This window comes from Giesbergeria anulus (assembly GCF_900111115.1).
In the GTDB taxonomy this organism is placed as follows: Bacteria; Pseudomonadota; Gammaproteobacteria; order Burkholderiales; family Burkholderiaceae_C; genus Simplicispira; species Simplicispira anulus.
On sequence record NZ_FOGD01000001.1, the window covers coordinates 525833 to 547607 of the forward strand.

At 57.9% G+C, this 21775-nt stretch carries 19 protein-coding genes and 1 tRNA gene; 9 read left to right on the top strand and 11 right to left on the bottom strand.

Features of this window, described 5'->3' with window-relative positions:
* Positions 1-7: 7 nt before the first annotated feature.
* The 3 genes from BMX55_RS02465 to BMX55_RS02475 are packed head-to-tail and all read right to left on the bottom strand — an operon-like array spanning position 8 to position 2347.
* Positions 8-823: a LytR/AlgR family response regulator transcription factor gene (locus BMX55_RS02465; protein ID WP_091452199.1), complete on the bottom strand. Its 816-nt coding sequence runs from the start codon at positions 821-823 to the stop codon at positions 8-10.
* Complete coding sequence (locus BMX55_RS02470; protein ID WP_091452201.1) at positions 820-1902, bottom strand: sensor histidine kinase; 1083 nt, start codon at positions 1900-1902, stop codon at positions 820-822. Before BMX55_RS02470 ends, BMX55_RS02465 begins: the two co-directional genes overlap by 4 nt.
* 31 nt (positions 1903-1933) lie before the next feature.
* Entirely contained in the window at positions 1934-2347 is a 414-nt protein-coding gene (locus BMX55_RS02475) for a DUF2306 domain-containing protein (protein ID WP_091452205.1), read from the bottom strand.
* 209 nt (positions 2348-2556) lie between these two features.
* On the opposite strand from BMX55_RS02475, the gene BMX55_RS02480 reads away from it, so the two are divergent.
* Genes BMX55_RS02480 through BMX55_RS02490 form a run of 3 tightly spaced genes read left to right on the top strand, consistent with a single transcriptional unit; the run spans position 2557 to position 5519 of the window.
* Entirely contained in the window at positions 2557-3384 is an 828-nt protein-coding gene (locus BMX55_RS02480) for an undecaprenyl-diphosphate phosphatase (protein ID WP_091452209.1), read from the top strand.
* A gap of 8 nt (positions 3385-3392) precedes the next feature.
* Positions 3393-4259: a MipA/OmpV family protein gene (locus BMX55_RS02485; protein ID WP_091452212.1), complete on the top strand. Its 867-nt coding sequence runs from the start codon at positions 3393-3395 to the stop codon at positions 4257-4259.
* Positions 4260-4307: 48 nt separating this feature from the next.
* Positions 4308-5519, top strand: coding sequence for an alpha/beta hydrolase family protein (locus tag BMX55_RS02490; protein ID WP_091452213.1), 1212 nt, complete (start codon positions 4308-4310; stop codon positions 5517-5519).
* Positions 5520-5536: 17 nt separating this feature from the next.
* Here BMX55_RS02490 and rraA read toward each other — a convergent pair whose 3' ends face one another.
* Positions 5537-6046 (bottom strand): ribonuclease E activity regulator RraA, encoded by a 510-nt coding sequence (gene rraA, locus BMX55_RS02495; RefSeq protein WP_091452215.1) that lies wholly within the window; start codon positions 6044-6046, stop codon positions 5537-5539.
* Between the two features lie 36 nt (positions 6047-6082).
* Positions 6083-8119, bottom strand: a complete 2037-nt coding sequence (locus tag BMX55_RS02500) for a methyl-accepting chemotaxis protein (RefSeq protein WP_091452219.1) — start codon at positions 8117-8119, stop codon at positions 6083-6085.
* Between the two features lie 128 nt (positions 8120-8247).
* On the opposite strand from BMX55_RS02500, the gene BMX55_RS02505 reads away from it, so the two are divergent.
* The 4 genes from BMX55_RS02505 to BMX55_RS02520 all read left to right on the top strand — a co-directional run bounded on the left by BMX55_RS02505 (position 8248) and on the right by BMX55_RS02520 (position 11708).
* A tRNA-Lys gene (locus BMX55_RS02505) sits at positions 8248-8323 on the top strand.
* An 87-nt stretch (positions 8324-8410) separates the two neighbouring features.
* Positions 8411-9424, top strand: a complete 1014-nt coding sequence (gene dusA, locus BMX55_RS02510; RefSeq protein WP_091452222.1) for a tRNA dihydrouridine(20/20a) synthase DusA — start codon at positions 8411-8413, stop codon at positions 9422-9424.
* 145 nt (positions 9425-9569) lie between these two features.
* The gene (locus BMX55_RS02515; protein WP_091452225.1) at positions 9570-11051 is read left to right on the top strand and encodes a polyhydroxyalkanoate depolymerase; all 1482 of its coding nucleotides are present in this window, start codon (positions 9570-9572) and stop codon (positions 11049-11051) included.
* Positions 11052-11072: 21 nt separating this feature from the next.
* Positions 11073-11708 (top strand): RnfABCDGE type electron transport complex subunit B, encoded by a 636-nt coding sequence (locus tag BMX55_RS02520; protein ID WP_177172805.1) that lies wholly within the window; start codon positions 11073-11075, stop codon positions 11706-11708.
* 9 nt (positions 11709-11717) lie between these two features.
* On the opposite strand, the gene BMX55_RS02525 is transcribed toward BMX55_RS02520, so the two are convergent.
* On the bottom strand, positions 11718-13505 hold the full coding sequence (locus tag BMX55_RS02525) for a GGDEF domain-containing protein (RefSeq protein WP_091452232.1): 1788 nt from the start codon (positions 13503-13505) through the stop codon (positions 11718-11720).
* 235 nt (positions 13506-13740) lie between these two features.
* Between BMX55_RS02525 and BMX55_RS02530 the strand changes: the two genes are divergently transcribed.
* Entirely contained in the window at positions 13741-14163 is a 423-nt protein-coding gene (locus BMX55_RS02530) for a phasin family protein (RefSeq protein WP_218144453.1), read from the top strand.
* A 170-nt stretch (positions 14164-14333) separates the two neighbouring features.
* Positions 14334-14834 (top strand): helicase associated domain-containing protein, encoded by a 501-nt coding sequence (locus BMX55_RS02535; RefSeq protein ID WP_177172807.1) that lies wholly within the window; start codon positions 14334-14336, stop codon positions 14832-14834.
* Positions 14835-14850: 16 nt separating this feature from the next.
* Here BMX55_RS02535 and BMX55_RS02540 read toward each other — a convergent pair whose 3' ends face one another.
* From BMX55_RS02540 to BMX55_RS02560, 5 genes are read right to left on the bottom strand one after another with little or no spacing between them, the layout of a single operon-like run.
* On the bottom strand, positions 14851-15492 hold the full coding sequence (locus BMX55_RS02540; RefSeq protein ID WP_245751220.1) for a glutaredoxin family protein: 642 nt from the start codon (positions 15490-15492) through the stop codon (positions 14851-14853).
* Between the two features lie 24 nt (positions 15493-15516).
* Positions 15517-17547 (bottom strand): M3 family metallopeptidase, encoded by a 2031-nt coding sequence (locus tag BMX55_RS02545; protein ID WP_091452246.1) that lies wholly within the window; start codon positions 17545-17547, stop codon positions 15517-15519.
* A gap of 56 nt (positions 17548-17603) precedes the next feature.
* Positions 17604-18461, bottom strand: a complete 858-nt coding sequence (gene folD / locus BMX55_RS02550; RefSeq protein WP_091452249.1) for a bifunctional methylenetetrahydrofolate dehydrogenase/methenyltetrahydrofolate cyclohydrolase FolD — start codon at positions 18459-18461, stop codon at positions 17604-17606.
* A gap of 46 nt (positions 18462-18507) precedes the next feature.
* Positions 18508-19134: a response regulator transcription factor gene (locus tag BMX55_RS02555; RefSeq protein ID WP_091452251.1), complete on the bottom strand. Its 627-nt coding sequence runs from the start codon at positions 19132-19134 to the stop codon at positions 18508-18510.
* Entirely contained in the window at positions 19131-21683 is a 2553-nt protein-coding gene (locus BMX55_RS02560; protein WP_091453134.1) for a PAS domain-containing sensor histidine kinase, read from the bottom strand. Before BMX55_RS02560 ends, BMX55_RS02555 begins: the two co-directional genes overlap by 4 nt.
* Positions 21684-21775: the final 92 nt, after the last annotated feature.

The following is a 21775-nucleotide window of genomic DNA, read 5'->3' on the forward strand; positions in this document are numbered from 1 at the left end:
GTGGGCCTCACATGGCCTTAAAACGGTGCACATACAGCCTGCTCACGGTCAGTTTTTCTGGACGCTGGCGCAGTTGCAGGTGCAATCGACCGGCCTCATCGCGCATCACAGTGGCAATGGCGCTGGCACGCACCAGTACCGCCCGATGTACTTGCCAGAATATTTCCGAATCCAGTTGTGCTGCCAACTCTTTGAGAGGGGTGCGAATCAAAAATTCACGCTCGGCGGTCAGTACGCGCACATACTTGTCAGCCGCTTCAAAATACAGCACGTCCGAGACCGGAACCAAGTGTAGATGTGGCCCGCTACTGGCTTGAATCACCGTGAGCAGTGGGCGTGGTGGTGGCACCGCGATAGCGCTTGCCAAGCCCGGCACCGCCAGCAGTTGGCGCAGTTGTTCTACAGTGGCGTCGAGCGCTGGTGTGGCGGGTAATGGCTGCTGACGCAACTGCTGGAGTCTGTGTACTGTTTTTTGCAATCGCGCCGTCTGTATCGGTTTGAGCAGATAGTCCACAGCCTGCGCTTCAAAAGCCTGCACAGCATATTGTTCGTAAGCGGTAACCAGCACCAAGGCCGGAAAAGGCAGGTCAGCAGGCCAAGCATCCGCCAGTTGGGCTGCAGCTTCCAAACCCGTCTGGCCCGGCATCCGAATATCGAAGAACAACACATCGGGGCGCAATGCCAATGCCTGTTCCACGGCGCTGATGCCATCGCCCACCGTGGCCACAATGTGCAAATCAGGCCACACCTGACGCAGCGCGTGCTCTAGGGCGGCGGCCAACAGCGGTTCGTCTTCGGCAATCAAGGCGCGGGGTGCAGTCATGTGGGGCAGGTCTCAGGCAGTAAGGGCAAGGTGATGCTGGCGCTGGTACCCCCTGCACTCACGGCAGCAAGCTCCAGCGTTGCAGCAGGGCCGTGCAGGGTACTTAGCCGTTCACGCACTTGGGCCAAACCAAAGTGGCAGCCCTCTTGCGGCGGGAAAGGTGCCGCAGCCGTGGCCGCCAGACCGACACCATTGTCCAGCACCTGCAATTGCAGCAGGCGCGTGGGGGCTGCCTCTATGACACGGGCCTGCACCAGCAGGTGTCCACCTTGCACCTGTGGCTCCAAGCCGTGGCGGATAGCGTTCTCCACCAAGGGCTGAAGCAGCAGCGGGGGCACAGGAAGATCGCGCAGGGCATCGGGCAAGTCCAGCTTGTAAGTTAACCGTGCTCCCATGCGTACAGCCATGATTTCCAGATAGTCGCGCACCCGTTCAAATTCTTCGGCCAAGGGGTGTTGTGTGCTGCGCGAGCCACCCAGGGTAGCTCGCAAATAGGCGATCAGGTGCTCCAACAGAGTTTGGGCGCGTGCCGGATCGGTGGCTATCAAGATATGCAAATTGGCCAAGGTGTTAAACACCATGTGCGGCTCCAATTGAACCTCCAGTAATTTCAGGCGCGCCTGTGCGGCATCGCGTTGAGCCAAGGCCATTTGCGTTTCCAGAAACCGGGCCTTGCCCCGGCTGTAGAAAAAGAACGACATGACCGCACTAGCCACTACGGTGATCGCCAAGGTCAAGGCAGCACCATGCGGTGGCCACAGAGGCAGTGCCTGCGGGCGGCCACCGCCGCTATAGGCATCCCCCAGCGCGTTCCCAAGTACAAAGCCACTGCTTATCCCCAGCGCCAGCAGTACCCCTGCACGCCAGCCTTGAGGCCACGCGATGGCTTGGGCACGGCACCACCAGCACCGGCCCAGATCAATCACCAGCCAACTGATCAGTCCAATAGACAGAGAATAGACGAGCGCAACGTCCCAAGTGCTGTGTTGGGCGAACACCAGCGCCAAGGCGATCAAGCCACAGCACAGGGCAGTAGCCAGCCCGTGGCCCAAAAAAGCGCGTAAATCAAAATGATGCATGATTTGGGAGGGTAAACGATGGCACAAGAACTCAAAGCAAACCCAGATGGCCCCACAGCCATTGCCCCAGATACCGGCTCGGTAACAGGGTAAAGGCCCCCGCCACCACGCAAGCGCCGATATAAGTCCATTGCATTGTGAGCCGGTGGCCGGTAATGTTGTGCTGTGCCAAGTACCAAAATCCCCGCCCCAAACCCAATAGGGTGACGGGAATCAGCAAGTGAATGGGGGTGTAACCCGCCCAATCAGTCCCTGGCAGACCCCGAATGAACAGTGCAGACAGTGCGGTGATGAGCATCAGGATTACCCAAGCATAGCCCGCAGCGCGGTGCAAGCGCGGATAAGTGGATCGGCCCAGCCGCGCCCACAAGGCCAAGGGGCCAATGGCAGTGGCAGCCAATGCGGCGGTGAGATGGATAGCGATGGTGGGTGTCAGTGGCTGCATGATGAAGGCATCGGTTAGTCAATGCCGCCACTGTGCTATGCCACTGTGGATACTGCCACCAGCAAGCGACGAAATGCCGTCTGGCGGCGTGTAATGCACCCACATGGGTACAGACGGCGACACTTTTCTGATTGCAGGAGCGGTCTGAGCTGCGGCGCAGGCGGATAATCCGCGCTTTTTTGGCCCCCGTGTGGGCCTGAAGGACAACCGTGGATATCGTTTTATTGGTCAAGGCCGCCATCATGGGGGTGGTAGAAGGTCTAACCGAGTTTTTACCCATTTCTTCTACCGGACACCTGATTTTGGCTGGTGCCTTGCTGGGCATGGATGACGCCAAAGCCAAGGTGTTTGACATCGCCATCCAGACCGGGGCTATTTTTGCCGTCATTTTGGTCTATTGGCAAAAAATCCGCACCACGCTGGTGGCCTTGCCCACACAGCCGCAAGCGCAGCGTTTTGCCCTGAATGTGCTGATTGGCTTTTTGCCTGCGGTGGTGATGGGCCTGTTGCTGGGCAAAGCCATCAAGGCACATCTGTTTACGCCAGTGGTGGTGGCTAGCACCTTCATCATTGGCGGTTTTATCATCTTGTGGGCCGAACGTCGTCCAGCCTCTACGGTTCGTGTGCATTCTGTCGATGACATGAGTGCGCTCGATGCCCTCAAGGTAGGGCTGGTACAGTGCTTGGCAATGATTCCGGGCACCAGCCGCAGCGGCGCGACCATCATTGGTGGCATGTTGCTGGGTTTATCGCGCAAGGCCGCCACGGATTTTTCTTTCTTTTTAGCCATTCCGACACTGATTGGTGCCGGGGTCTATAGCCTGTACAAAGAACGTGCGCTGCTGGCTTGGGCCGATGCACCGATGTTTGCCGTCGGGTTGGTGTTCTCATTTGTGAGTGCTTGGCTGTGCGTGCGCTGGCTGTTGCGCTATATCAGTACGCACAACTTTGTTATTTTTGCCTACTACCGCATTGCATTTGGCGCACTGGTACTGCTCACCGCTTGGACGGGTTGGGTGCAATGGGCTGACTCATAATTAACCCCATGAACACCTTCTCTACCACCATTGCTTGGCAAGCCTGTTTCTGTGCCGTGGGCTTGGCACTCTCGGCCAGTGCCACAGCGCAGGATGCAGCCACCCCAGCACCAGCTGCTGCTGTAGAGGGCACTTCCGGCCATGCCGGGTTTATCTGGGCCTTGGGCGTCACCGCAAACAACGGTGCTAACTATGCTGGTAGCAACCGGCGTGGTACGGGTATTGGGCATGTAGTGGGCGTCGCACTGGGGCGCTATACCCTGAGCACAGGCGGAGGCGGTACCTTGCTAGACCGCGACTTGGATCGAACCGAGTCGGGCGTCAGTGCCCGTTTGGTAGATCATGGCCGCCTGCGCCTGACAGGCTCTTTGCGTTTTGGCGGTGGGCGTACAGCGGGCGATGAGCCCCAGTTACAAGGCTTGCCAGAAATCCGGCGCACCTTGCGCGGGCGCATCGGCGTGGTTTACGACGCCAGTGACAATTGGTCTTTCCGCAGCGCCATCACCCAAGATTTGCTTGGCCGTGCTGGTGGCGCAGTGCTCAACAACACCGCCCGCTACGAATTCGACCTACCACCCGGCACCGAGCTGGCACTGGTGGCAGGCTTACAGTTGGCAGATAAAACCTATATGCGCAGCTTCTTTGGTGTGTCAGAGGCCTTGGCTGGAGTCACCACGCCCTTGCCAGCCTTTGCGCCCCGTGCTGGCTGGCACAGCGCTGAAGTCGGCCTTGACTGGCGTCAAAATGTGTCCCACCATTGGGTATTGCTGGGCGGGCTGCGCTACACACAGTTGCATGGCGATGCCCGGCGCAGCCCGCTCACGCTCAAACCCGACAACTACAGCGTGTCTCTCGGTCTGGTTTACCGTTACTAACCACCCCCTCTGGCCCCGCTGGGCTGTTTCTTTAGCGTAGAGTTTTTCATGAGACAAGCTTTTTTGCATTGGCCGCGTCTGGCCACCACTTGGGCCTTGGTGGCGGCATTAGCGGCCTGTGGTGGTGGCAATGATGGTGATACCGATGCCAGCACCAGCCCGGAGGTGCCAGTGGTACCTGTTACCCCGGTGGGTACAGGCGAGTTCAAAACGGCTACGGCCTTGGGCACCATTACCAGAGCCGACATCGTGCAGGCCCTGCAAGCCAAAGAATCGCGCGTACCCGCCGCCTTGGTGCCACGCTACGACGTGATGGCCTACCGGCTCGAATACATGACCACCGACATCAATGGCCAGCTGATTCGGGCCTCCGGGCTGGTGGGGGTGCCCGCCAAGGCACCGGGGGCGTCCAGCCCTATATTGGGCTACCAGCATGGCTCAATCTTCCGTGACATCGAAGCGCCCAGCAACAACGCCGTGCCGTCAGAAATCGCGCTGGTCATGGCCTCGCTGGGCTACATTGTGCTGGCACCCGATTATGTGGGCTATGGTGCCTCCAAAGGGGCACCACACCCCTACCTGCTGTCGGCCCCCACAGCAGCAGCCGTAGTGGATTTTTTGGCAGCAGCGCAAACTTGGCGTCGCCAACAAGGCATGGTTGATAACGGTCAGCTGTTTCTGGCGGGCTATTCAGAAGGCGGCTACGTCACGCTGGCAACGCACCGGGCTTTACAACAGAGCAACTCGCCCCATTTGCAAAACCTGCGCCAAGTGGTGGTGGGTGCAGGCCCTTACAACGTGCAGGCCACGATGGATGGTCTGATTGATCTCGTGCGCAAAGAAAACCGGCTCATTGGTGCCTTGATTAACCCCGGATTTTTGCGCTACCTGGGTGGTAGCGCCCAGCGCGAAGTGCGTCGGCTCTTAATTAAAAATTTGCTGCCCGACGATGCTGATGTGGTCATTGACACCACCTTTATCGACAACTTTTTGTCAGATGATGTGCAAAATCTGGATCGTTTGAGCAACATCCACAACTGGAAGCCCCATCTGCCGGTGCGCTTTTATCATGGCAAAGATGACCGCACCGTGCCCTATGCCAGCTCAGTGAGCACGGTACAAACCATGCAAGCCCAAGGCGCGGGAGATTTGGTCAGCCTGGCCGATTGCCCCGCCAGCCCCGCCGGACATTTGCAGTGCGTGCCACCCTTCTTAAGCTTTATGCTCGACCAACTGACAACACAAGCCCAAGATTTGTGATGGCCCAGCGCTAGTGCTTAGTGCAATGGCGCGGCACTAAGCACCGTGCCATCAGCATCGGCATAGAGCCAGTCACCGGGGCGCACCCACACGCCCTGAATGCGCACAGCCACATCACGTTGGCCTTGGCCGCGTTTTTCGGTGGGCAGGGGCATATTGGCTAGCGCCCGAATACCCACTGCGCTGGCGGCCAACTCGGCCACATCACGCACACAGCCGTCCACCAGCACACCCGCCCAGCCATTGCGCGCTGCCGCTGCTGCCAGATTGCCCCCCACCAATGCCCGGCGCAAAGAGCCACCGCCATCGACCACCAGCACCCGGCCCTCGCCGGGGCTATCTAGCGCTGCTTTGACCAAGGTGTTGTCTTCGTGGCATTGCACAGTGCTGACTGGGCCGCTAAATGCCACGAGGCCACCAAAGTCCCGAAAAACCGGCGGCAATACCCGAAAGGTACCACTGTCATCGTTTTTATGCACATCACAAAAATCACAGGTGCTGAAGCTGGGGATGGTGCTGTTGCTCATGTCTGAGAAGACTCCAGAAAAAAGAAAAAGGCTTCTTTATAAGCCACGCTTGGCGGTACTCAGCAGGGTGGTCACTTCCAATGAAATATCCGAGAAGTGCGATCCCGCGCCAATCAGCTTTTCTGCATCGCTGTACTGCCCAGCATTAATTTTGCGCGCCACAGCCCCCGCACTCTGGTGGAAGTCGGCATGCTTGGTCAGCAATTGTGAGAACAACGGACGGCTGCCCCACTGCGAACCACCTGGGCCATGAATCCAGCGGCCCAAGGGGCATTGGTCATCGCGGCAGATAGCGTCTGCGTCGAGCTTATCGTGCTTAGCAATCGCCGAGCGCAGCTTGACCTTCCACTGGCGGTGTGCTTCGATAGCGCTATCAAAGTCAAAATCAGTGACCGATGTGGTGCCGTACTGACTATCTTCTTCGAGCTGAAGGTTGGCAGGCAACACAAAGCGCGCAACTTCACTGACCAGTGTTTGGGCTTGGTTTTGCATGGCGGTAGCTGCAGCGGCGGTTTCTTCCACCAGTGCGGCATTTTGCTGTGTCATGCGGTCAAGCTCTTGCACGGCCTGACCAATCTGACCAATACCTTGGTTTTGTTCGTGCGCGCCAGTAGCCACTTCATTGAGCAACTTATTGACCTGCTGCGACGATTGCACGATGTCTTCAATCGTACTACCGGCCTTGCGCACGATGTCGGTACCGATACTCACTTGGGTGACGCTGCTGTCAATCAACGCTTTGATTTCTTTGGCGGCAGCGGCACTGCGGCCCGCCAGATTGCGCACTTCGGAGGCCACCACGGCAAAACCCCGACCCTGCTCACCCGCACGGGCAGCCTCTACGGCGGCATTGAGCGCCAAGATGTTGGTTTGGAACGCAATACCATCAATGGTACTAATGATGTCTGAGATCTGCGCTGACGACTGACGAATGCCTTCCATTGTCTGCACCACTTCGCGCATAACTTGGCCGCCATTGCCAGCCACTTGCGCATTGTGCTGGGCCATTTTTGCCGCTTCTTGTGTGTGTTGTGTGGTGTAGCTCACGGTAGAAGTAATTTCTTCCATCGAGGCCGCTGATTCTTCGAGGTTGCTGGCCGTGTGTTCTGTGCGCCGCGACAGGTCTTGGGCACCACTGGCAATTTCGCTGGCAGAGTGCACGATGTCATCGCTGGAGCGGCGCACACGCAGCACCATGGTGCGCAAAGCATCTTGCATGGCGTGCAGCTCGATCATGAGTTGGGCGGCTTCATCCTTGCCCCAAGGCAAGGGAGAGGTAGTCAGGTCGCCACTGGTCATAGCGTGCAAATGGCGACGCGTCTCCTTGAGACCACCGTCGATGACATAATAAAAACTCAGAAACAGATAACCTGCCAGCACGGTGCTGACCAGCCCACCTAATCCAGCGATCAGGAGCTTGTGCAGAAAAATACTATACAAATCATCGATATACACGCCTGAACCCAACACCCAGCCCCAAGGTGCAAAGCCCTGCAGGTAAGATACCTTATCTACGGGCTGCTGACTGCCGGGCCGAGGCCATTGGTAAGACACAAAACCCTTACCACCGTTGCGCCCAGTATCTGCAAAGGCTTGGAACAGGGCAAAACCGTTCGGGTCTTTGCTCGTACTCATGTCTTTGCCATTGAACTGGGGCGAGGTCGGGTGCATCACCATACGTTGCTGCACATCATTGATCCAGAAGTATTCTTGGTGGTCGTAGCGCAGATTGCCAATGACTTGCTTGGCCAACTCTTGCGCCTGTGTCTGCGATAGTTGACCAGAGGTTTCTTGGCTGTGCGCCCACACCAAAAAACCATGAGCAATCTCTACATGCTGGCGCGTAGCGTTCATGCGCGATTGGATAGAGCTGTCAAATTCTGTTTTCAGCATCCAACCCACCAGCGTGAGCATAGGCAGCATAAAGGCCACTGAAATAATCAAGGCTTTGGTGGCAAAGCGCAGGTTGCGAAAGGCGCGTACACCTGGGGCCCAGATGCCATGGTACCGAAAAAAGCCGGAGGAATCGGAACGCTGTGTGGATGGAGTGGACTGAAGAATCGGCGTGCTCATTGGGTAGATTGTCTGGATAGTTCTTTTAGGACAGACGGAATCATAGGCGAGCACAGCGTTTGCTAGAAGATTTTGCTTTTTTAAGCGCCCACAATCTTCGTGCTATAATTCGATTCGAAACGTCAGTTGGGACGTTAGCTCAGTTGGTAGAGCAGCGGACTTTTAATCCGTTTGTCGTGGGTTCGACCCCCGCACGTCCCACCAAAATTTTTATGCCTTACGGCACAACAAAACCCTGCTATCTTAAACGGTAGCAGGGTTTTTTGTTGGTGCTGAACGATGCCACATCGAATGCTACACAGCCCCCCCTCCCTCAAAACCCCTAAAGCCCACTCGCTGTGGCGCATGAGCGTCGCGCCCATGCTCGATTGGACAGACCGCCATTGTCGTTTCTTTCATCGGCTGCTGTCTCAACGGGCATTGCTCTACACCGAGATGGTCAATGCTGGTGCCATTGTGCACGGTGGCACTGAACGCCATTTGCGCTTTAACGCCGAAGAGCATCCTGTGGCCCTGCAATTGGGTGGCAGTGAGCGCGAGGTGCTGGTACGCAGCGCCCGCCTTGGGCAAGCATGGGGCTATGACGAGATCAACCTCAATTGTGGCTGCCCCAGTGAGCGCGTACAACGCGGTGCTTTTGGGGCCTGCCTGATGCAAGAACCCAGCTTAGTGGCCGATTGCATCAAAGCGATGGTCGATGTGGTGGAGGTGCCGGTCACCGTCAAACACCGCATTGGCATCGACAAAAACGAAGACTATGGCTTTGTGCGCGACTTTGTGGGCACTGTAGCCGAGGCGGGCTGCAAGGTGTTTATCGTCCATGCGCGCAATGCTTGGCTCAAAGGGCTGTCACCCAAAGAAAACCGCCAAGTGCCGCCATTGCGCTATGGCGTAGTGGCGCAGCTCAAACAAGATTTTCCGCACCTGACCATCGCTATCAACGGCGGCTTTACCGACGATGCCAGCGTGCAAGCCCAATTGCAGCAGGTCGATGGCGTGATGGTGGGCCGTGAGGTTTACCACAACCCTTGGTGGTTAAGCCGTTGGGACGAGGTGTTTTATGGCGATGCTCCCCAAACCCTGACGCGTGAAGCGGTAGAAGCCACCATGGTGGAATACATGGCCCGCGAGGCCGCACAGCATGGCACGCATTGGTACGCCATTGCACGCCACATGCTGGGCTTGCGCCACGGCCTGCGCGGCGCACGGCACTGGCGGCAAGTCTGGAGCAACCACCGCCTTAAAGATTTGCCTGCCCATGCTGTGATGGCACTGGCCCACCAGCCTCCCAGCGGCCCAGACTAAGTTGATAATGGCAGGCTCTCACGGGTAATGCAGTTGTACACAAACAAACTGCAATCGCACTGCTAGCATCAATAGAGAATTACTATCGACTTGCTATATTGCAGTGCAACATTTATATTGCAGTGCAACAAAATAGGATGCCACCATGCTCTACAAGATCTATGAAACCCAACGCTCTTTGATGGAGCCGTTTTCGGACTTTGCGCAAGCGTCGTCCAAGCTGTTTAGCAATCCCGGCTCGGTGCTCAGTCAGGCCCCAGCCGCGCAGCGCATTGCAGCGGCCTACGATCTTTTCTACCGCTTGGGCAAAGACTACGAAAAGCCATCGTTTGACATCAAGACCGTGATGGTCGATGACGTTGAGGTGGCTGTCTATGAGCGCATCACGCTCGACAAACCATTTTGCGAGCTGCGCCGCTTTAAGCGGTTTTCTGATGACACGGCCACACTGACCAAGCTCAAGCAGCAGCCGGTGGTGTTGATCGTGGCCCCACTGTCGGGTCACTATGCAACGCTGCTGCGCGACACCGTGCGCACCATGCTCAAAGACCACAAGGTCTTTATTACCGACTGGAAAAATGCCCGCTTGGTGCCGCTGTCGGAAGGTGAATTCCACTTAGATGACTATGTCAACTATGTGCAAGAATTCATCCAACAACTGCAAGCTTCTTACGGCAACTGCCACGTCATCAGCGTCTGCCAGCCTACGGTGCCGGTGCTGGCTGCCGTCTCACTAATGGCAAGCCGGGGCGAAAAAACACCCCTGTCCATGACCATGATGGGTGGCCCAATCGATGCCCGCCACTCGCCCACCGCCGTCAACGACTTGGCCGCCAAGCGCAGTTACGAATGGTTTGAAAACAACGTGATCTACCGTGTGCCCGACAACTTTCCGGGGGTAGGCCGCCGCGTGTATCCGGGCTTCTTGCAATACAGCGGCTTTGTCGCCATGAATCCCGACCGCCACATGGTCAGCCATTACGACTACTTCAAAGACCTGATTAAGGGTGATGGGGCCAGCGCCGAAGCACACCGCAAGTTCTATGACGAGTACAACGCGGTGCTCGACATGGATGCGTGTTACTACCTTGAAACCATCCGCACCGTGTTCCAAGAATACAAGCTGGTCAATGGCACTTGGGATGTGCGCTCCAGCGACGGCACCCCAGAGCGCGTGCGCCCACAAGACATCACCAGCACCCACTTGCTGACGGTAGAGGGCGAGCTGGACGATATTTCTGGCGCTGGCCAAACCAAGGCAGCGCAAGACCTGTGCAGCGGCATTGCCCCAGAACACAAGCAGCATTTTGAAGCCCAAGGTGCAGGCCATTACGGGATTTTCAGTGGTCGGCGCTGGCGCGATGTGGTCTATCCACAGGTGCGTGCCTTCATTCTGGCCAGCCAGCAGGCGGGTTCCAGCGTTGCTGCGCCGGTGGTAGCCCCTACGGCCCCCACCACGGTAGCTGCCGCCGATACCGCCACCGCCGTCAGCACCAGCACGGGCTTTAGCGGTGCTGCCGAGGCCATGCCTCAGCAAGCAGAAACCGAGCACAACCTGCAAATGGCCGTCACTGCCAGCCCCAGCAAGGCACCGGTCAAACACAACCGGCGCACGCGCAAAGGCTAAAGGCAGCACGGTACAGTGACGGTGCAGAAAGCAAACTGGCAGCTGCTGGCTGCGCGCATTGATGCTGTGCTACCACAGACGCAATGCACGCGCTGCGGCTACCCAGACTGTGCCGCTTATGCACAGGCGATTGCCCAAGAACAGGCGGCCATCAACCAATGCCCTCCGGGTGGTGCCGAGGGCATTGCCCGTTTGGCTTCCCTGACAGGGCAGCCTATGCAGGCACTCAATCCGGTACATGGCACAGAAGGCCCGCGCAGCGTGGCCGTGATCGATGAGGCCTGGTGCATTGGCTGCACCCTGTGTTTGGCCCCCTGCCCCACCGACGCCATCGTTGGGGCCAACAAGCAGTTGCACACCATCCTCAGCGACCATTGCACTGGCTGCGGCTTGTGTGTTCCGGTTTGCCCGGTAGATTGCATCGATATGCACCCCACCAGCGGTGCGGCCACAGGTTGGCAAGCATGGTCAGCAGCGCAATCCCAGCAAGCCCACACACGCTACCGGCAGCACCAACAACGCCTCAACCCGCAGCCCAGTGCGAGCCAAGCTGCTCACGCACCAAGCACCACCGCAACTGTTCAACACAGCGCACCAGATAAAAAAGCCGCTATTGCCGCCGCTTTAGCCAAAGCACGGGCGCGCCGCACGGCATAACTTGGGCACTCAAGGGTGGCGGTGGTTGATATAGAGGCTATTGCCGGGTATGGATTTGGCTTTTTTCTTTACCTCGGCGGCCACCTTGGCCACCTCCAGATGGTTGGTAAACATGCCCGCTTTGATTTCCACGGCCCCCAAAGACAGTGAAATCAGGGGATGAAACTCAGGTAGGCCTTTGCGGTTTTCGGTCACGTAACCACCGCGCTCCAAATCGTCGTTGCTAAAAAACGACATGATTTCCGTCGCAAAGCTATCCAGCGCCGCTTGGCAGCGCTGACGCCAATCGGGGCTACAACAAATCAGAATGAAATCATCGCCGCCAATATGGCCCACATAGTCGATGTCGGCAGCACAGGCTTGGGTGAGCACACGGGCCGTCAACTTAATCACCTCATCGCCCTTGGCGTAGCCATAGACATCGTTAAAGGGCTTAAAGTTGTCTAAATCGCAATAGACGACGCAATGCTCTCGCCCCGAACCTAGCAGGTGGTCAATGTGCTGGTTGATGGGCACATTGCCAGGCAGTTGCGTCAGGGGGTTGGCATAGCGGGCTGATTCCATCTGCATGGAGGTGACCTCGCGCAGCAAATCCTGCACCCAGCCTATGCCCAAATAATGGCCAGAATCCGTGACTACAAAACCACTGATTAAATGGCGGGGATCGGCCCCCACCACCAGATGGGCCACCTCTTCGAGCGCGGTACCCACATCAACCATCAGCGGCTCATCGTCCATAAAACGCTGGCAGGGCTTGTGACCAAAAATTTCTTTGCGGAAAGAGCGCGCCATCACATCAATCATCTCGTAGCGCGAGATCAGCCCCAAGGGTTTGCCGTGCTCGACCACGGCCACGGCGCGCAGGTCTGGGTTGCCCTCGAACCTATCAAAAACGTCCCCGGCAAAAGTCATGGGGGTGACTGGCGGCGATTTAATCAGCAAGCGCTCTAGCACCCGGCTGGGCTTGGCACCCAAGTTACCGGTTTCGGGGTGACCGACCGTGATGGCTTTGTGTGCTGCCGCCGACAAGGCCCGTGTGGGCACTTGGTTAGGGCGGCCAATAAAGTGGCTGGCACCATAACGCACACCCATCTGCATCAAGGCGTGCAGTTCGTTTTTGTTGGCAATACCACTGGCGAGCAATTGGCGACCCCGTTGTATCTCTACAGGCAAGAGGTGCTGCAAGGGGTTGGCACCCACTAGATCCATGCTGTCGAGGGTTTCTTCGTCGAGCAAGGTGAAATCGACCTCGGCCTGAGACCAGAGCTGCTGCTCGGCACTGTGGCATAGCAAGGTTCGGGCTGCAACACGCAGACCTTGGGCGCGCACATAGCGTAGCCACTGGGCCACCTCAGGGTAAGCATCAGCCCGGACATCGGGCACCATCAGCACCACCCTATCGGGCACGATAGCTGAGGCTTGGGCAATGCGCACCAACTCTTTGGCCAAGGGCAAACCAAAGGTTTCGATGGCCCCTTTGGGCACTGGGGCAAAAACCAAGCCCCGGCATTCATAATCCAAAAACTGCGCCAATACTGTGGCAAAGGCGTCGCAGGTGAAATGGTGCAAGCGCCCAATGGTGCCGGAAATTTGTGTCAACCTTTCATAGGCACCGCGCAACATGCCTGCTGGGCCGCGCACCGAGGCGATGTATCCGGCAATATCACAGTGACTGAAATCAGCCACCGGACGAAACCGGGCCATAAGGCTATGGTCATCAAGCACGGCATGGACTTCCTGCGCGCACGCATGGCAAGCGTTATCGTGGGCAGCCGCCTTGACAAGGTTGGCAAACATGGGGGTGCCTTAGCGCCTCATCAGGGGGGCAGTAAGGGATTTTGCATTCAGCATGGCAGAGATCCTCAGACGCAGTACATAAGCTGTACCTTAGGCCCCAGTTATGACAAACCGATTGCAGCGGTGTAACAGTAGCCCGTTGGCAGCCAGCGCTCACAGCGTTTTCGTATTTGTTTCACACAACCGACCTACATTGCGGGTAGCCCCTTTTTCTTTATATATTTTTCTTTCCGCCATGATGACACCGGAACAATTTTCCCAATTCCAGCAACAACAGCTCCATGCACTGCACGAGTTAACGCTGAAGTATGTGTCTAGCATTCAATCACTGACTGAACTGCATTTGCAGCACACCAAAAATTCTCTGCAAGCCCATAGCCAGCACCACCAAGAGTTGCTACAGGTCAAGAGCTTGCAAGAGTTGGTGCAACTGCAAAGCAAAAGCCTCCAGCCAATGACTGAAAAAATCACCGACTACACCCACCATCTGTACAATATCTTCTTTGGTCTAGGCCAAGAGGTCAATCGCTTGTTTGATGTGCAGCAGGCACAGACCAAACCACAAGAACAAGCACAGGTTGCACCCACCACACTGCCTGCCCCCAAAGCAAAAACTGCAGCCAAGTCTAGTGTGGGCCAACGCGGTTCGTCGGCCTAACCCGCCACCACAGCCCTGCCCGTAGGGCAGTGCGCCGTGCCAATACCCACATTTGTGGCACAGTCTAAAATGCTGGTATCTATGGCGTAGCCTTACTTGGCTCACCTATTGAGATTGCAGATTTTTTTCTAATGCCCCGTGGCTACACTGAAAGCCACTTTGACTCCACCATGTCGCAAGGAAAATCCATCCCCACCGTTGCCCTGAGCAATTTTGCCTCCCGCGTTGCGCTGATCGAAAAATTTATCGCCCGCGAAGGCCATGCAGATATTCCGCTAGAACAACAAGAAGATGGGCAACCCATCGGCTACTGGTGTAGCAACTGGCGCTTTCGTCTCGAAACCGCCATTGACACCATTCCAGCCGAGCAACTGGCCGTGCTGCGCAACATTGGCTTCTTGCCCAGTATGGTGCCCAGCGCCAAAGCAGCAACGCCCACGCCAAGCCCGTTCCCGTTTTTTCATCCAGCACCAGTGGCAGTGCAGCAAAAGCAGATCAATCAGGCCACAGAAGACATCCCAGAATGGATGACTCCACCACAGAAAGCACCAGAAGAGACACTATGGTTCTTGCCTGTGGGCAATCTGCGTTGCGCCAATCTACCCCCAGCGCAAACCAAAGTAGCGCTGAAGAAGCGGCGCACCATTCCAGGGGAAGGCTTGAGCCGGTAACAGCAACAGCACCGGGTTAAAACCGGATGCCTGCGGGGTTGCTCGGTGCTGGCCCTGCGGGCCCGCTGGGTGGCAGGTCATTGCTGGGCTGCACCGGGGCGCTGGCCCTCGATGGCGGCTGGACTTGCTGGACAGTCACCAATGGCGTAGCCGGTGGGCGACGGTAAGACGCTGGCAATTGCGACTGTTTGGGGTAGCCTGCGGCATCCAAAAACTGCGTCCACTCGACATCCGAAAAACCCTGCAATTGCTGGCTACCAATGGTGCCAAACGGCAAACTGGCACTGCCACTGAGGCGTTGCAAGGCAGTGATGTCTTCGTTGCTGGACACTGTACGCTCAGTAAAGGGCACACCACGCTGCACCAGAAAATTGCGAGCGCTAGTGCAAGGCGCACAATCGCTGCCGGTATACAACGTGACCGGAAAACGGCTGGCAATTTGCTGCAAACCGAACGGCAAGCTGCTAGCAGCGCCAGCACCGGCTGTGGCATTGCCGCCGCCCACAGCGGGGGTATCCAAACTGGGGGCGCGGTCCGAGAAGGTCACTTTGCCGTCTGGCCCAACGACGCGGTACACCGGCTGCGCCAGTGCAGCACCGGCACACAGGCCCAAGCACAGGGCCATGCTCCAAGGACGAAGGTTGTGTGAAAGTGGCATGGTAAAAGTCTTTCTAGCCATCCATCAGGCCATGCCTTGGTGGCGCAGCAGCGCATCCAAGCTCGGCTCGCGGCCCCGGAAGGCCTTGAAAGATTCCATCGCCGAGCGGCTGCCCCCGGCTTCCAAAATCGCCTCGCGGTAACGGCGGCCCGTGTCGGGGCTGTGTGCGCCATCGGGGCTGGCGGTTTCTTCAAAAGCAGCGTAAGCATCGGCACTGAGTACCTCGGCCCATTTGTAGCTGTAGTAGCCCGCTGCATAACCACCAGCAAAGATATGGCTGAAAGTGTGCGCAGTACGGCTAAAAGCGGGTGGTTGCAGCACGGCCACTTCAGCGCGCACCAAGCCCAGCAGCGGCATAAAGTCTTGGCTGGGGTCGTGCTCGGTGTGCAAGAGCATATCGAACAACGAGAACTCGATCTGGCGCAGAGTCTGCATACCGCTTTGGAAGTTTTTAGCGGCAATCATTTTGTCGTAAAGCGCGCGCGGCAGTGGCGCGCCGGTCTCGACATGGGCGGTCATGTGCTGAAGCACATTCCACTCCCAGCAAAAGTTTTCCATGAACTGACTGGGCAGTTCTACCGCGTCCCACTCAACCCCAGCAATGCCCGCAACATCGCGTTCATTGACCTGCGTGAGCATGTGGTGCAGACCGTGGCCAAACTCGTGGAACAGGGTGATGACATCGTCGTGCGTGAGCAGGGCAGGTTTGCCATCGACGCCTTCGGCAAAGTTGCACACCAGATGGGCCACCGGGGTTTGCAGTTGCCCGGTATCGGGGCGCAGCCAGCGGGTGCGTACATCGTCCATCCAAGCGCCACCGCGCTTGCCCGTGCGGGCCGGCATATCGAGGTAAAACTGGCCGACCAATTGGCCCGCCCGCTCAATGCGGTAAAACTCCACTGCCGGGTGCCACACCGGGGCCTTGTCGGGCCGGATGCTGACTTCAAACAGGTTCTCGATGATTTTGAACAGCCCCGACAACACCTTGGGGGCCAGAAAATACTGGCGCACCTCTTGCTCGCTGAAGGCATAGCGCGCCTCTTTGAGGCGTTCGGCAATGTAGGGCCAATCCCACGCTTGGGGGTCGGTCAGGCCCAAATGGTCGGCGGCAAAGGCGCGCAGATCGGCCACGTCTTTTTCAGCATAGGGCCGGGCGCGCTGGGCCAAATCGCGCAGGAAGGTGATGACTTCCGTGGCCGATTGGGCCATCTTGGGCACCACCGAGACCTCGCCAAAGTTGGGGTAGCCCAGCAATTGCGCTTCTTCTTGGCGCAGCGCCAAAATTTCGCGGATAAAGGCTGTGTTGTCGAATTTCAGCGCTTCAGCCGGGGCTTGGTCAGAGGCGCGGGTGACGTAGGCGCGGTAGAGCTTTTCGCGCAGGGTGCTGCTGCGGGCAAACTGCATCACTGGCAAATAGCAAGGCATGCGCAGCGTGAGCTTGTAGCCATCTTTGCCTTCGGCTTGGGCGGCAGCACGGGCAGCGTGTTGCACATCTTCGGGCACGCCCTCCAAGTCTTCGGCGCTGGCGTAGTAGGCGTAGGCATCGGTGGCGTCGAGGGCGTTTTCGCTGAATTTTTGTTGCAGCTCGGCTTGGCGCTCTTGGATTTGGGCAAAACGCTCTTTGGCTGGGCCGGTCAGTTCAGCCCCAGACAAAACAAAATTGCGCACCGCATTTTTTACCGCTTGGCGCTGCTCGGTGTTGAGCGTTTGCACGTCGATGGCCTTGTATTTGGCGTACATGCGCTCATCAGCACCTAGGCGCGTCCAAAACTCGGTCACGCGGGGCAACACGGCGTTGTAGGCAGCACGCAGCTCAGGGGTATCTACCACGCTGTTGAGGTGGTTGACAGCGCCCCAAGCCCGCCCCAGCTTCTCAGTAGCCACATCCAGCACTTGGGCCATCGCCTGCCACTGGGCCGGAAAATCGGGGGCGGTGATGGTTTCCAGCGCCGCGTTAGCCTGCTCTAGCAGCGTGTCTATCGCCGGGGCGACATCAGCGGGGGTGATGCGATCAAACGCGGGCAGGTCGGAGAAGTCAAGGAGGGGATTGCTCATGCGGGCTCAGATGGCGTTGTGGGCTACAGGTTCAAGGGAACGCGTGTAAAAAAGAGTTAAACCCCAGCGGCCCGTTCAGCCGCTTCCATCGTGTTGACCAGCAGCATGGTGATGGTCATGGGGCCGACGCCACCGGGCACCGGGGTGATGTAGCCCGCCACTTCTTTGCAGCCGTCAAAATCGACATCGCCGCAGAGTTTGCCTTCGTCGTTGCGGTTCATGCCCACGTCAATGACCACAGCACCGGGCTTGAGCATGTCTGCGGTGAGCACATTGCGCTTGCCCACGGCAGCCACCACGATGTCGGCTTGGCGGGTGTGGTGGGCCAGATCAGCGGTGCCGCTGTGGGTAACGGTGACGGTGGCGTTGGCCGCCAACAGCATCATCGCCATCGGTTTGCCCACGATGTTGGAGCGGCCAATAACCACGGCATGCTTGCCGCGCAAATCTTTCATGCCGATGGATTCGAGCATTTTCATGCAGCCGTAGGGGGTGCAGGCTTTAAATCCGACTTCACCCACCATCAAGGCACCGGCGCTGGCGACGTGAAAACCGTCCACATCTTTGAGCGGCGAGATGGCCTCAATCACCTTATGGTCGTCAATGTGCTTGGGCAGGGGCAGTTGTACCAAAATGCCGTGGATGGATGGGTCGTTGTTGAGCGCCTCGACGCGGGCCAACAGTTCGGCCTCGGTCAGGCTGGCGTCGTACTTTTCGAGTACCGAGTGCAAACCGGCGTCGTTGCACGCCTTAACCTTGTTGCGCACGTACACTTGGCTGGCTGGGTTGTCACCCACCAAAATCACAGCCAAACCGGCGGTAGTGCCTTGGGCTTTCAGGGCGGCAGCACGGGCAGCGACTTCGGTGCGCAATTGTTGGGAGAGGGCGTTGCCGTCAATGAGTTGGGCAGTCATAGTGCAATGTTGAATCAAAAATAAAAAGGGGACGCAGGGCTTACTGTCAGGCTTTGGGCGCGTTTTGGCCCAAAACCACCTTGAGCAGATCGGCCACGGTGTTGGCACCCAACTTCTCCATGATGTTGGCGCGGTGGGCTTCTACGGTTTTGATGCTGATGCCCAGATCGTCGGCAATTTGCTTGTTCAGGCGGCCCGCCACGATGCGCTCTAGCACTTGGCTTTCGCGGCTGGTGAGCTTGGACATCAAGGCTTCGCGGGTGGCAGCTTGCTGCTGATCGGTAAAGGCTTCGCGGGCGTGCTCTAGCATGCGCTCGACCAGATATACCAGCTCGTCTTCTTTGAACGGCTTTTGGATAAAGTCCAGCGCGCCCTTTTTCATGGTGTTGACGGCCATTGGCACATCGCCGTGGCCGGTGATGAAAACAATGGGCAGGGGCGACTTGCGCTCTAGTAGCCGGTCTTGCAGTTCTAGGCCGGTCATGCCACCCATACGGACATCGACAATCAAGCAGGCGATTTCGCGCTGGTCGTAGCGCGCCAAAAACGATTCGGCCGAATCAAAGCAACGCACCCGGTAATCTTTGCCTTCAAGCAGCCATTGCAGCGAATCGCGCACAGCCTCATCGTCATCGACCACGTAAACAGTGCCTTTTTTCGGAATCAAACTCATGCAATTGTCCTTGGGGGGTGTGTGTTTGCTACAGTGTTTGTAGTGTCACTAGGAGGTGCAGCCAGTGGCAACCAGAACGAAAACAGGCAGCCCGTGACCTCTGAACCATTGTAGAGGTTCTGCGCCTGCATACGGCCTTGGTGGGACTCGACAATGCTGCGGCACAGGTTCAGCCCCATGCCCATACCTTCTTGCTTGGTAGAGAAAAAAGCTTCAAACAGCCGCTCGCGCGTTTCTTCGGCCAAGCCTTGGCCCGTATCTTGCACAGCAAACTCCACCACCGCTTGGCCCTCAATGGTTTTAGGTACCACACGCAACTCCACACTTCGCCCCGAAGGGGGCCGGTCGGCTTGGGCGATGGATTCGGCGCTATTTTTCATCAAGTTGATGAGCACCTGCTCGATCAAAATGGCATCGGCCATCACCGGCGGCAGGCGCGCTGCCACATGGTGCGTCAGGCGCACGTTGTGGCGGCGCAGTTCGATGTCGGCCAGCTCCACAGCTTCGGCCACCATTTTTGCCACATCGGCCAGTTGGCGGTTGGGCTCACTTTTTTTCACAAAAGCACGGATGCGCTGGATGATCTGGCCCGCACGCTGGGCTTGGTGCGCGGTTTTTTCTAGCGCCGTGAGCAATGCTTCCTCACTAAGCTGACCGTTGCGCAAGCGCGAGATACAGCCGTTGCAGTAGTTGTTGATGGCGGTCAGGGGTTGGTTGAGCTCATGGGCCACACTAGAGGCCATCTCGCCCATCGTAATCAGGCGGCTGACCGATTGCGCTCGCTCGGTTTGGCGGGCGGCTTGCTCTTCGGCCAAGCGCCGGGGGGTGATGTCGGTGGCAATCACCATCTGCGCCAATCGCCCATCCACCCAACTCAAGTAGCGCGAGCGCACCTCCAGCCATTTACCCAAATCGGGCAAGTAGATTTCGGCATTTTCAGTGTGGGCGCTGGTGACGGAATCGGTGGGCAAGCCCATCAGGCCGTCTTCATCCTCAGCGCTGCTGGCGCTGGAGACAGGCAAGACCCCCGCTTGGGCCACCAATTGCAGGTGCCCAGCAGTTTGCGAGCCAAACCATTGCCGATACAGTTTGTTGGCAAAGAGCAACTCGTGGCTGCCCAGCGGTGCCACCGATACCGAGGCATCCAGTGCTTCAAGCACAATGGTAAAGCGCTCATGCGATGCCGTCAGTTGCTCACGGATACGGTTAGGCTCGGTGATGTCGGTCATCGAGGTCATCCAGCCCGTTTGCTTGCCCACGGCATCAATCAGCGGCGAGACATAGAGCCGGGCATCAAACAACGCACCATTCTTGCGCCGCACTCGCACCTGAATACCCCCTGGCATAGTTTTTCCTGAGAGTTCATCCTGCAAATGACCTTGCAAGTGTTCGTAGTCAGACTCGGGCCAGTAAGCGTAAGGCGGGAACTGCCCCACCAGCTCCTCCTCGCTCCAGCCAGTCATCTGGCAAAACGCTGCATTCACATAGGTGATGCGACCGTGTAAATCCAGTGCGCGCATCCCGGTCAGCACCGAGTTTTCCATGGCCCGACGAAAATTGGTTTCGGCCACCAGCGCCAGCTGTGTCTGCATCCGCCGACGGGTGTGCCGCCAAGTAGCCAGCAACATCCACACAGTAATAGCGCTGAGCGTGACCACGAGCCAGAATAGGCCGCTGCCCACCACACCCAACGAGGTGCGGTAAGCCTGCGCCCGCAGCACCAGCCTATCGCCCACCGGAGAGATCGACACTTCGTAAGCGTTGGCATCGTGCACGCCCATACTTCCCCAAGGCAGGGCCCGTGTGCGTGGGGCCAACGGGGTACCTGCCAGCACCTGCGCATTGGCATCCAAAAAAGTGATGGCATAGCGGGCCAGCACCTCGGTCGGGGTGCCGTAGCGCATCAAGCTATCAACCGAATACTCGGCCAGCAACACGCCATTAAAACGCCCCTGCACATTGAGGGGCACTTGCAATTGCAGCAAGGGCACGGGCTGGCTGGCCTTGACGGTTTGCTGGGCATACACCGGTTGCTGCTGCTCACGTACCAAATCGAAGGTCTGTGCGGTTTCATCGCCTTGCAGCACCTCGCCGCGCAAACGGGTCAGCTCGGCTGGTAGCGAAGGCGCTGCCTGACTGGCTTTGGTACGGCCATATTCATCCACCCAGGTGATGGCTTGCAACTCTGGATATTGGTTCACCAGCGCCTCAGCGCGCTGGCCGAAGGCATCTTCGGCCAAGTCTTGGTTGGACAAATCGCGGGCCATGCGCATCACCTGCTCTTGGCGCTCTAGCAAGCGCAGGCGCACGCGCTGCTGGGCGTATTCGACATCGCGGCGCAGCGCCTCGTGCTCGCGCTCGGCCTCTTCAGTGCGCAAATACCAAAACGCCGCCACGATGGCCGCCATAAACAGCAGCACTGCCGCCAGTGGAGCCAGCGCAGCAAACCGATCTTGGCGGCTGGGAGACAGGCCACGCCACCAATCATCACACTGGCGCAGCAAAGTGGCCCCGCGCTGGCGGGCCGTGGTCAGAAAGCGTCGAAACATAGGCAGCAAGTGTAGGCCGGAACACAGGGGCCGCAGCAGCCCCCAAAAATGTGCAGTTGCAGCAATTTTTCACAATACGATATTGATAGCCA